11 protein-coding genes are annotated in these 12,146 nt (G+C 44.0%); 8 read left to right on the plus strand and 3 right to left on the minus strand.

The genetic code is table 11. The annotated features are described in order from the left end of the window. Positions 1-93 precede the first annotated feature (93 nt). The 3 genes from H8Z79_RS00590 to eno all read left to right on the plus strand — a co-directional run bounded on the left by H8Z79_RS00590 (position 94) and on the right by eno (position 3,776). Positions 94-1,395, plus strand: a complete 1,302-nt coding sequence (locus H8Z79_RS00590) for an MATE family efflux transporter (RefSeq protein ID WP_187002655.1) — start codon at positions 94-96, stop codon at positions 1,393-1,395. After that, on the plus strand, positions 1,382-2,305 hold the full coding sequence (locus tag H8Z79_RS00595) for an AEC family transporter (RefSeq protein WP_118039323.1): 924 nt from the start codon (positions 1,382-1,384) through the stop codon (positions 2,303-2,305). Before H8Z79_RS00590 ends, H8Z79_RS00595 begins: the two co-directional genes overlap by 14 nt. 163 nt (positions 2,306-2,468) lie before the next feature. Further along, positions 2,469-3,776, plus strand: a complete 1,308-nt coding sequence (gene eno / locus H8Z79_RS00600) for a phosphopyruvate hydratase (RefSeq protein WP_015541848.1) — start codon at positions 2,469-2,471, stop codon at positions 3,774-3,776. A gap of 28 nt (positions 3,777-3,804) precedes the next feature. On the opposite strand, the gene H8Z79_RS00605 is transcribed toward eno, so the two are convergent. Next, positions 3,805-4,446, minus strand: a complete 642-nt coding sequence (locus tag H8Z79_RS00605; RefSeq protein ID WP_118039325.1) for a GDSL-type esterase/lipase family protein — start codon at positions 4,444-4,446, stop codon at positions 3,805-3,807. 173 nt (positions 4,447-4,619) lie between these two features. Then, positions 4,620-5,204, minus strand: a complete 585-nt coding sequence (locus H8Z79_RS00610) for a manganese efflux pump MntP (protein ID WP_015541850.1) — start codon at positions 5,202-5,204, stop codon at positions 4,620-4,622. Positions 5,205-5,579: 375 nt separating this feature from the next. Here H8Z79_RS00610 and H8Z79_RS00615 point away from each other — a divergent pair, with 375 nt between their 5' ends. From H8Z79_RS00615 to H8Z79_RS00625, 3 genes are all read left to right on the plus strand, one after another. Beyond that, positions 5,580-6,362 (plus strand): ZIP family metal transporter, encoded by a 783-nt coding sequence (locus H8Z79_RS00615; RefSeq protein WP_118039326.1) that lies wholly within the window; start codon positions 5,580-5,582, stop codon positions 6,360-6,362. Positions 6,363-7,364: 1,002 nt separating this feature from the next. Next, positions 7,365-9,062 (plus strand): carbon starvation CstA family protein, encoded by a 1,698-nt coding sequence (locus tag H8Z79_RS00620; RefSeq protein WP_015541853.1) that lies wholly within the window; start codon positions 7,365-7,367, stop codon positions 9,060-9,062. A 309-nt stretch (positions 9,063-9,371) separates the two neighbouring features. Then, on the plus strand, positions 9,372-10,208 hold the full coding sequence (locus H8Z79_RS00625; protein ID WP_187002656.1) for a S8 family serine peptidase: 837 nt from the start codon (positions 9,372-9,374) through the stop codon (positions 10,206-10,208). A gap of 54 nt (positions 10,209-10,262) precedes the next feature. Here H8Z79_RS00625 and H8Z79_RS00630 read toward each other — a convergent pair whose 3' ends face one another. Continuing rightward, positions 10,263-10,433: a hypothetical protein gene (locus H8Z79_RS00630; protein ID WP_005428285.1), complete on the minus strand. Its 171-nt coding sequence runs from the start codon at positions 10,431-10,433 to the stop codon at positions 10,263-10,265. A 156-nt stretch (positions 10,434-10,589) separates the two neighbouring features. Between H8Z79_RS00630 and H8Z79_RS00635 the strand changes: the two genes are divergently transcribed. Both H8Z79_RS00635 and H8Z79_RS00640 read left to right on the plus strand, forming a co-directional pair. After that, positions 10,590-10,970 (plus strand): TnpV protein, encoded by a 381-nt coding sequence (locus H8Z79_RS00635; RefSeq protein WP_005428283.1) that lies wholly within the window; start codon positions 10,590-10,592, stop codon positions 10,968-10,970. A 336-nt stretch (positions 10,971-11,306) separates the two neighbouring features. Next, positions 11,307-11,945, plus strand: a complete 639-nt coding sequence (locus H8Z79_RS00640) for a PBECR4 domain-containing protein (protein WP_004614763.1) — start codon at positions 11,307-11,309, stop codon at positions 11,943-11,945. The last annotated feature ends 201 nt before the right edge of the window (positions 11,946-12,146 follow it).

Consider the following 12,146-nt stretch of genomic DNA (forward strand, 5'->3'; position numbering starts at 1 on the left):
ATAAGTTATTCCCCGGGACTTCTTGTTTTTTATCAGAATCTTCTTTATAATGGAAAAGCTAATAAAATTGAAAGAAGATAAAGGGATTTATAAATGTTAAAACGATTTTCCAAATATGTATTTCAGAGTGTTGCGGGCATGATCGGTGTTTCCGTCTATGTTCTGGGAGACACCTTTTTTATTTCCGTCTATGCCGGGGCGGATGGTCTGGCGGTTCTCAACCTGATTCTCCCGGTATATGGTCTTATCTATGCGATCGGTTCGATGATCGGCATCGGCTCCGCGACCCGATATGGCATCAGCAAAGCAAAGGGTGAAAGAGCAGATTATTATTTTACACAGGCAATTGCCTGGAGCGTCCTGATCAGCATCCCGTTTGTCCTGCTCGGAATTTTTATTCCCGATAAATGTCTGGCACTGCTCGGCGCGGATGACGGACTCGTTGCACTCGGCAAGACCTATCTGCGTATCATCCTCATAGGAACACCGTTTTTTATGTCGAATTATTCCGTCACGGCATTTGCCCGAAATGACAATGCAACATCAATCGCAATGGCCGGATCTCTTGCCGGCAGTGTCTGGAATATCGTTTTCGACTATATTTTTATTTTTCCGGTTGGTCTTGGATTTGCCGGAGCGGCACTTGCAACAGCGTTCTGTCCGATCGTTACGATGTCCGTCTGCATGCTGCATTATTTTGGAAAAAAATGTCACATCGGATTCAAATGGAAGAAAATGTCTGTCCGACATCTGATCTCATGCTGTCAGCTCGGTGTATCCGCGTTTGTGGGAGAAATTTCTTCCGCCGTGATCGCATTTGTGTTTAATATGCTGATCCTTGGACTCGCAGGCAGCGTTGGTGTGGCCGCTTATGGAATCGTAGCGAATCTTTCCATTGTCGGAATGTGCATTTTCAATGGCCTTGCACAGGGCGCGCAGCCGCTGATCAGTGAAAGCTTCGGCAGGGGAGAAAGTGAGCATGTCAGAAAATATCTCCGCTGGGGCATGAACAGTACGATTACGATAGAAATCGTAATGATCGCTCTGATCTGGCTGTTTACAGATCCGCTCGTTGTGATCTTTAACAGCGAAAATAATGCCATGCTACTGCAATACGCACATACCGGCCTGCAGCTGTATTTCCTCGGATTTCTGTTTGCCGGAGTAAATATCATGCTTGTCGCGTATTTCTCTGCAACAGCGAATGCGCGTCCGGCAATCATCGGTTCTCTGATGCGTGGAGCAATCGCCATTGTACTCTGTGCGATCGTACTTTCCAGAATACTTGGAATGAACGGAGTCTGGCTGTCTTTCCTTGCTTCTGAGATGCTCACGTTTGTCGTGATCCTGATCCTTTCCAGAAAGAAAGAGAGTGTGTCCAATGACTACATTTGAGATATTGCTTCAACAGATCGGACTGTTTGTAATCTATATTCTGGCGGGCGTGACACTTGTCAGAACAAAGGTACTCAACAGAGAAACACTGGAGCCCATTTCAAAATTTGTGATCAAAATGGCGTTGCCGGTCATGATCTTTATCAATATCATCGATGGTGTAAACAAAGAAATTCTGACCGGCTCCTGGTCAATCCTGCTGATCGCGGCGGGATTCTATGTCGTGATGTTTCTGGTCAGCTTCGGCATGACGAAATTTTTTCATCTGTCCGAAAACCGCGCCGGAATCTGTCAGGCGATGATGCTGTTCGGAAATATCGGATTCATGGCAGTCCCGGTGATTTCCAGTGTTTTTCCGGGAAATGGGATTCTGTACGTTTCTGTATTTATGGTCTTTGATCAGCTTATGCTCTGGACGCTGGGTGTGAAGCTCACAACACCAACCGGAAGCGGTGGCTTTGAATTGAAGAAGCTGATCAATCCGGCAACAGTGGCAATCCTGATCGGGATGCTCCTGATGCTGACGGGTGTGCGGATTCCGGCACTTCTCGATATCGGGCTTCAGAAAATCGGTGCCACAACATCTCCTCTGGCGATGATCTACATAGGCGGTATTTTTGCGGAGCTTTCGATGAAAAAATATCTGAAAGAGCTTTCGCTGTATGGAATTGTGCTTGTGCGCATGCTGCTTGCACCGCTCCTGATGTTCTTTGTTCTCGGATTTTTTTCGGTCAGTGCGGAGATACGACTTGCAATGGCACTGATTACCGGAATGCCGACGATGACTGCGGTTGTGATGATGGCGAACGCGTCAGGAATGGATGGAGAATATGCACTCGGGGGCGTTTTTATCACAACGCTCTGCGGAATCGTAACCTTGCCGTGCATCTGCTGGCTGCTTTGTTACTGATTTATCTTCTCAATTATATTGATACAAAAATCTTGCATGGCTAACGAAATTAGTCTATACTAACTAAAGAGTTAGATTAATAAAACTCGCGTATAAATGAATCAGGCGGATGTCGGTATCGATCAGGAACCGGCGTCCGGACTGAAAAGCAGCAGAAAGGGGAATGGTCATGTACCTTGAAATTGAAAAAGTAACAGGAAGAGAAATTCTGGATTCCAGAGGAAATCCGACAGTCGAAGCAGAAGTTTATCTGCTGGACGGAACTGTAGGCAGAGGAACCGCACCGAGCGGCGCATCTACCGGTGAGTTCGAAGCTCTGGAACTCCGTGATGGAGATAAAGCACGCTATCTCGGCAAAGGTGTGCAGAAGGCAGTTGAAAACATCAACACTGTGATCAATGAAGCAATCGAAGGACTGGATGCAAGTGATATTTACGCAGTTGATGCAGCGATGATCGCAGCAGACGGAACAAAAGACAAATCAAAACTTGGAGCAAACGCAATTCTTGCCGTATCTATCGCATGCTGCAGAGCAGCCGCAACCGCACTTGAGATTCCGCTGTATCGTTTCCTTGGCGGGGTGTCCGGCAACCGTCTTCCGGTACCGATGATGAACATTGTCAACGGCGGATGCCATGCGCTGTCATCCGGACTGGACGTACAGGAATTTATGATCATGCCGGTCGGTGCACCTTCTTTTAAAGAATGCTTAAGATGGTGTGCCGAAGTTTTCCATGCGCTGGCATCCATCCTGAAAGAGCGCGGACTTGCCACATCCGTTGGTGATGAAGGTGGTTTTGCACCGGCACTGAAATCGGATGAGGAAGCGATCGAGACAATTCTCGAGGCAGTAAAGAAAGCAGGATACGAACCAGGCAAAGATTTCAAGATCGCGATGGACGCAGCTTCCTCCGAATGGAAGAGCGAAAAAGGTAAAGGCTATTATAAACTTCCGAAGGCCGGAACAGAATATACATCTGAAGAGCTGATTGAGCACTGGGCAAAACTCTGTGACAAATATCCGATCATTTCCATCGAAGACGGACTGGATGAAGAAGACTGGGAAGGCTGGCAGAAGCTTACCGCAAGACTTGGCGACAAAGTACAGCTTGTCGGCGATGACCTGTTTGTAACAAATACCGAAAGACTTTCAAAGGGAATCGAACTTGGTGCAGGTAATGCAATTCTGATCAAGCTCAACCAGATCGGTTCCGTATCCGAGACACTGGAAGCAATCAAGATGGCACACAAAGCAGGATACACTGCAATTTCTTCACATCGTTCCGGTGAAACAGCTGATACCACGATCGCTGACCTTGCAGTCGCACTCAATACCTGCCAGATCAAGACCGGTGCGCCGAGCCGTTCCGAGCGAGTTGCCAAATACAATCAGCTTCTCCGCATCGAAGAAGAACTTGGCGCAAGCGCAGTATATCCTGGAATGAAAGCATTCAATGTAAAACAGGATTAAAAAAGGAGGAGCTGCCGTTGGCAGCTCCTCAGATTACGTTCGAGAGCCCTTTCTGGAGTGCAACGATTTTGTCATAGATCGCATCCGCCAGTGCCGCATGATCTTTTTCGTTCAGATGCTCTCTGTCAGTGATACTCGGCAGTGCATAATCTGCGGCATTCAGGAAAGCAGCATGATTCTGGAGTGCAACCTTGCGGTATTCAGCGGCAAGATTTCTGGAAACAACTTCAGAATTTTCGTCAAATTCCGGATCGAAGTCGGGTTCGCCGACACCATGTCCGAGATGGATCGGGGAGATCACCAGCAGGTCAAAATGCTGCGAGGCATTCTGACGTGCCTTGCGGATTACCTGATCAAGACCTTTGGATATCAGGCTGGCAGATGCGCGATAGTGACTTTTGCAGTCATTGGTTCCGAGCATGATGATCATGAGATCAATCGGATTATGTATCTCGACCGTAGCGCCAACCATATCCAGTCCGCGGCGGTTTTCACGAAGTTCATCCTGAAAGATGGTCGTTCTTCCACAAAGTCCTTCTTCTATAATATGATATTCGGGCCCGAGTTTCTGCTGCAAAAGGCCGGTCCATCTTGTATTCTCATCAAAACGGCCTTTTCGGTCGGGTCTGTATCCCCAGGTGTTTGAATCGCCAAAGCATAAGATATTCATGAGATCACACTCCTTAACTGAATAAATCATACAAACATACCAAATAAATATGTTAATATAATAAACGCTTTATATGGAAATGTCAAGTAGCTGTGACTGAAATGAACAAATGAAATTACGAAAACAAAGAGATTATTGTATTAAATAATCTGACCGGTGGAAAATCGTGTTTATCAGAAAGTCAGGATTCCGAGATGCTCCAGGAGAATTTTCAGTCCCAGAAGAACCAGAATCAGGCCACCGATAAATTCCGCCTTACTTTTGTACCTGCCTCCAAAAAAGTTTCCAACGATCACACCGATGATAGAGAGAACCATAGTGGTGATTCCGATAATTGTGATTGCCTCAATAATTGGAGTGTTCAGGAAGGCAAATGTGATTCCGACTGCAAGTGCATCGATACTGGTGGCAACAGCCAGAACGAACATGTTTTTGTGGTCGATCGGTGCATCCATAACCTCAACGGTTTCTTCTTCATTCCATTCACGGACAGCTTCGACCATCATCTTGCCACCGATGAAGCCAAGCAGAATAAAAGCAATCCAGTGGTCAATACTGGTGATATATTGCTGGAACTGACTGCCAAGAAGCCAGCCGATAAGCGGCATGAGCGCCTGAAATCCGCCGAAATAAAGACCGATGATCAGAGCCTGCTTTTTATTGAGTTTTCTCATTCCGAGCCCCTTACAGACAGAGACGGCAAAGGCGTCCATGGAAAGCCCAACACCTAATAAAAATAATTCAATAAACAGTGCCATAATGATATCTCCTTCTTCTTTTGGTTAAGAAAGTATCTGAATACACAAAAAAACCCACGTATGCCATGAATAAATACAGATTAGAATCTGTATATAAAACATGACATACATGAGTCTCATTCATTAAGATTTGCCAGGTACAGGTACCAGTATGTTGACAAATCACACGTTCGTGCAAATTACTCCCTCACGTAACTTAATTGCTCCAACTATAACAAATGCAGAATGGCTTGTCAATATTTTTTCTCATTAAAGGATAAGCAATTGCGTAAGATATATAAAATTGTTATACTGTTCATAAATAAAGTTAGAATAAACTAACATAAAGCAAATAGTGTCACTGTGCATAAGATATTATAAATATGGAGGATATATATGGATATGAATATGTTCTACGGAATATTGATTCCGTTCGTTGGGACATCGGCCGGTGCAGCCTGCGTCTTTTTTATGAAAAAGGATCTGAACCAGTGGGTGCAGAGGTGCCTGACAGGTTTTGCAGCAGGTGTTATGGTAGCTGCATCTGTGTGGAGTCTTCTGATTCCGGCAATCGAGCAGGCCGGGGGGATGGGAAAATTATCGTTTATTCCTGCGGCAGCCGGATTCTGGGCGGGTGTGCTTTTTTTGCTTCTTCTGGATCATATTATTCCGCACCTGCATCAACAAACTGATAAAGCAGAGGGACCGAAGAGTAATCTGCAGAGAACAACCATGCTGGTTCTTGCTGTAACGCTGCACAACATTCCGGAGGGAATGGCAGTTGGTGTTGTCTATGCGGGGTATCTGACCGGAAATGCACACATAACATTGATGGGCGCTCTTGCATTGTCGCTTGGAATCGCAATCCAGAATTTCCCGGAGGGCGCAATTATCTCCCTGCCGCTTCGTTCTGAGGGAATGGGCAAGATGAAGGCTTTTGCGGGAGGCGTTTTGTCTGGAATCGTGGAACCGGTCGGCGCAGTACTGACAATCATGGCCGCGGGACTGATCGTGCCGGCACTGCCGTATCTCTTAAGTTTTGCGGCGGGGGCGATGCTCTATGTGGTGGTAGAGGAACTGATTCCGGAGATGTCCGCCGGAGAACACTCGAATATCGGTACCATTTTCTTTGCAGTTGGATTTTCGCTGATGATGATCCTGGATGTGGCGCTGGGGTGAAAGCAGAGAGAGGGAACATCGGGATGTGAAGAAGCAAGTGAACTCCGATGCTAGGAACGGCAGAATCAGGGGAATCAAGCATCGGTCATGAGGAAGCCCTTAACTTCCGATGCCGAGAGGGGCCAGATCAGAGGAAATGAGCATCGGTCATGAGGAAGCCCTTAACTTCCGATGCCGAGAGGAGCCAGATCAGAGGAAATGAGCATCGGTCATGAGGAAGCCCTTAACTTCCGATGCCGAGAGGAGCCAGATCAAAGGAAATGAGCATCGGTCAGGAGGAAACCCTTAACTTCCGATGCTGAGAGGGGCCAGATCAGAGGAAATGAGCATCGGTCAGAAGGAAGCCCTTAACTTCCGATGCCGTGATGCGCCGAATCAGAGAAAGCGAGCATCGGTCAGAAGGAAGCCCTTAACTTCCGATGCTGAGAGGGGCCAGATCAGAGGAAATGAGCATCGGTCATGAGGAAGCCCTTAACTTCCGATGCCGAGAGGGGCCAGATCAGAGAAAATGAGCGCCAGACCAGGCCGAATCAGCGATAGTTGATGCTCGGACACATACAATATGCACAAAAAAATATGAGTAAAACTGTGAAATATATTCGGAAATGAGGTTGATGTTTTGGGAAAAAAGGAGTAAAACATTAGATAAATAAAAAAGAGAAATGCATAGATCAGGACAGGTCACAAAAGGAAACCGGATTACAGAGAGCCGCAGTTGCTGAGAAGCGGCAGAAAGTATTTTGTGATATCACCCGGGAGCATCCCACTGAATAAGAAAGAGTTTGAGTAAGCTGGGACGTAGTCTTCACGTTACAGAAGAGGCTGTTTATACAGACAGCAGTAAGAGATTGTATTTAGTGATAAATATGATAATACAAAGTGGCACCACGGAAGACTCCGCCTTTGTTATCCGAAAGGATAGCAGAGGCGTTTTTTTGTGGAACAGGAGATATCTGTGAAGCAAATATAAATTACTACATAAGAAAGAAGAGGGCAGAGATTATGAGTGGAATCTTAATGATGGTAATAGCCATTGTAGTGCTCGGTGGAGCATATCTTCTGTATGGTCGTTATCTCCAAAACAAATGGGGCATTGACCCAAAAGCTAAAACTCCGGCATATGAAATGGAAGACGGAGTTGACTATGTACCGGCGGATACAAATGTGGTATTCGGACATCAGTTTGCGTCAATCGCAGGTGCAGGCCCGATCAACGGACCAATCCAGGCAGCAATCTTCGGATGGCTTCCGGTTTTACTCTGGATCCTTATTGGTGGTGTATTCTTCGGAGCAGTACAGGATTTTGCATCTATGTATGCATCTGTAAAAAATAAGGGACGTACAATCGGTTATATCATTGAAGAGTATATCGGTAAGTTAGGAAAGAAATTATTCCTTTTATTCTGCTGGCTGTTCTGCATCCTGGTTGTTGCCGCGTTTGCAGATGTTGTAGCAGGAACCTTTAACGGATTTGTTGCAAACGATGCCGGAGAACTGACAAAGGTAGCAGCAAACGGAGCTGTTGCAACAACGTCCATGCTGTTCATTCTGGAAGCAGCTGCACTTGGATTTTTCCTTAAATATACAAAGTTTAATAAATGGATCAATACAGCAGTTGCAATTGTATTACTTGTAGTGGCAATCGTGCTCGGACTTAAATTTCCGATATATGTAAGCCTTGGAACATGGCATATTATCATTTTTGCATACATTCTGGTAGCCAGTGTCGCTCCGGTATGGGCTTTGCTTCAGCCACGTGATTATCTGAACAGCTATCTGCTGATCTTTATGATCGTCGGTGCGGTCATCGGTGTTTTTGTAGCAAATCCTTCATGCAACCTCAAAGCATTTACAAGCTTTAACGTAGACGGACAGTATATGTTCCCAATCCTGTTTGTAACAATCGCATGTGGTGCAGTTTCCGGTTTCCATTCACTGGTATCCTCAGGTACCGCATCCAAACAGATCAAAAATGAAAAGAATATGCTTCCTGTTTCATTCGGTGCCATGCTTATGGAAAGTATGCTTGCCGTTATCGCACTGATTGCAGTTGCATCTTTTGCCAACGGAGAGGCAGCAGCACAGGGACTTACAACACAGCCGCAGATTTTTGCAGGAGCTATCGCAAACTTCCTTTCTGTAGTAGGTCTGCCGCATTCACTTGTATTTACACTGATCAACCTTGCAGTATCAGCATTTGCACTGACATCTCTTGACTCTGTAGCCAGAGTAGGACGTCTGTCATTTCAGGAATTTTTCCTTGACTCCGATACAGATGAGAAAAACATGAGTCCGTTCTTAAAAGTAGTAACAAACAAATACTTTGCAACAATCATCACTCTGGTACTTGCATACCTGCTTACAAAAGTTGGATATGCGGAAATCTGGCCGCTGTTTGGTTCCGCAAACCAGTTGTTATCCGTACTTGCACTTGTAGCCTGCGCCGTATTCTTAAAGAAAACAAAACGTCAGGGCTGCATGCTCTGGATCCCGATGGTATTCATGATGGCTGTTACCTTTACAGCACTTGGCATGACCATCACAAAACTTACCAAAGCACTTGTAACAACAGGTCTTGATCTTGGAAATACTCTGCAGCTTGTTTTTGCGGTATTACTGCTGATCCTTGGTGTACTGGTTGCAATTCAGGGCGTTAAGAAACTGTTTGAAAAAGCAGATGACAAAAAAGCAACAGTATAAGGAAGTTTTACAACTCCTTTGTAGATGGAGAAGATACTGCCGAAAAATCCAACGATCAGACCCGCGTAACCACCGGAGCAAAGAACAACAGTTACTTTGACAAGTGCAGCTGTATTCTGAAGAAACGGACAGATCAGAGCACCGGCAAAAAGTCCGACTACTGTCCATCCGAGTACCAGAACCGGGAGAAAAAGGGATGCTGTAGTATGTTTTGTTATGTATGCGCGGTAATGAAAAATCTTTGTAAAAGAATAACATTATGAGACATCGTGTATTATATAAGTAAGTATTTAAGTGAATGGATCAGTTATGCCGGATCAGAAAATTGATAATCTTTTGAATCTTGCAATGGATGCAACACCAGAGGAACGGACAAAGTCTGAGAATTTGAATGTCGGATTTGATCTTGAAGAAAAAATGTGGGACGTGATCGTAAAATACAGTGGATCGGAAAGTGTGCTGACCGGTGAGGATATTCAGGTAGTGCCACTTCTCGGAGGATATGCAGTAGTCACTCTGCCGGAGTCTGAAATTGATGCATATTCTGACAGAGAACGGATCGAATTTATTGAAAAACCTAAACGACTGTATTTTGAAACTTTTCAGGCGAGAGAGGCGAGCTGTATCCTGCCGGTACAGGCTGGAAGTAATGGTTTGACCGGCAAAGGAATCCTTGTAGGTGTGGTGGATTCGGGAGTGGATTTTTTTCATCCGGATTTCAGAAATGAGGACGGCAGCAGCAGGATCTTACGTTTGTGGGATCAGAGCATACCCGGAAATCCTCCGAAAGGCTACACAAAAGGAACGGAATATACGAAAGAAGAAATTGATAAGGCGCTTGCACTTGGGGAAACCGAAGGTAGGCGCCTTGTTCCATCCAGAGATGTCAGTGGACATGGAACGGCAGTGCTCGGAATTGCGGCGGGAAATGGGACAGTATCGGAGGGTGTGAATCGGGGTGTGGCTTATGAAAGTGAAATCCTTGTTGTGAAGATGGGAAATGCAGGGACAAATTCTTTTCCGCGGACGACGGAGCTGATGGAAGGAATCGACTATCTTGTGCGGCAGGCGACCGCAATGGGGAAGCCGATTGCAATCAATATCAGTTTTGGAAATAATTATGGTTCACATGAACCTTATAATTAAGGGAAAACATAAGAAAACACTGATATTTCCTGTGTTTTCAGGCAATTCAGTGTTTTACTCGGATTCATGTTTGGTTGTTGTTTGAGTCTTATAATACTCGGTCAGGATCATGTTAATCTGCTGGGAACGTGTACGATAGTTCGCTTTTGCATCCTTATCAATCTCAGCAACCAGTTCTTTGGACAAAGTAGTATAGACCTGAATATTGTTGGAACTGATAGCCATGTGGCACCTCCGATTCAATTTAATAGAATTATTCTATCATACTTCTTCGGGAGGGGCAATGTGAACTGAAAATTGAAGAATTATTGTTACTGTAAAATTGGAACGGTCGTAAAGAAAATCTATGAATAGAGAACGATAAGAAAGGTAGAACAGACAATGAAGAAAACAATTTTTGAAGAGATGGGCGGTACTTATATCAGACATGGGGATTATCTTATCCCTGCTCTTACCTTACCGAAGGAAGAAGAACAAAGGGTTGTCGGTGTATGGGGACAAAGACATTTGCGGTATTTGAAGGAATACCGCAGATTGCTATATCTGAATATGCTTACAAGCGGCAGGCTGAATGGTTATTTGGCTGATATAGAAGAACAGGCACAGGAACGCTTTGAAAGACTTGTAGAACAGATGAAACAGGCACAAGGCATTACAGAACAGCTAAAGGTGGAAAATGTCTTGGAATGGATAGGAAGAATGAACAATATACAAGTATGTGCGAGGGAGATTGTGGATAAAGAGATAATTTATCAAGAATGAAATGTAAGATAAATAGTGTATAAAATGTAGCAGGGCATCATAAGATAAAATTGTAATTGCATTTTCCACATAGTTCGTGTAAAATGTAATTAGAAAAGCTGTGCATCAGCGGTGGGTTGACACCTAAAATCTGATACGTTTTCCGAACGAAGGTGTCGGAGGTTGGCAGGCAACGGAAAAACCTGATATTTTCCAGACGAAGGTGCTGGAGGTTGGCAGACAACGGAAAAATCAACCATGAGAAGGGAATGTTTAGTGCTGCGGCGTGAACATTCCCTTCTCTAAATTTTATGGGATAAGGATTAAGTTATGGACAAAAGACGTGCAATTCAGATTATGACAAAAGCGGCACAACTATATAAAGAACATCTTGAGGATCAGAAGGTTTTGTTCCTATATGGCTTACCGAAAGAGGTGAATAAGCAATTACAGGAAAGTAATAAGATTTTGTCATCTGTACAGGGATATGAAGTTGTTTTCCATAGATACAATTTTTTACATTTGACAGGAGTTCGATTGAATAAAAAAGAGACAGCTTCTGCAATTCATTTTTACCAGAAATGCCTGGATAAGCGATTAACAGAAAATGATTTTGTTTTTGCAAAAGATGGCTCTACGGGGCAAAAATTGGATATATTGGAACGTATGATGCTTATTAAGAAAAACGTAACAATGATAGGAGAATTTACAGATCGAGGACCGAAATTATATACAGAAAAAGCTGCCGGGAATATATGTGGTTGTATTGGCTTCGTAAAAGATAAAAATACGAAATTAAATGTACCGAACACATTGCTGAAAAAGGACATCAGAGATGTAACAGCACAGCCTACATATAAAGTATTTGCTGTAATATCAAAACACTATACAGATGAGAAATATACAAATCTTGTGAAGATGGACAAAAGTATTGATTTGAAAGAGTGTTGTTTCTCAGAAACAATAGAAAATATGATAGATAGAGAAAATCTATAATGAAATATAAAGAAACCATGCTACTGCTTTTTGTAACAGTATCATGGTTTTATTGTTTGTCGTCTATATTTTAAGTTGATTATTACTTTACAAAATTGGCAATGTTATAATTATCATTGATTTTAGAAGAAGGGAGTATCGAGGGAAATTAGTGGAACTGGTTTTGCAAGCATAGCGTTTGGATATCCAAACGCACTTTGG

Source organism: Blautia intestinalis (assembly GCF_014297355.1).
Taxonomy (GTDB): domain Bacteria; phylum Bacillota; class Clostridia; order Lachnospirales; family Lachnospiraceae; genus Blautia_A; species Blautia_A intestinalis.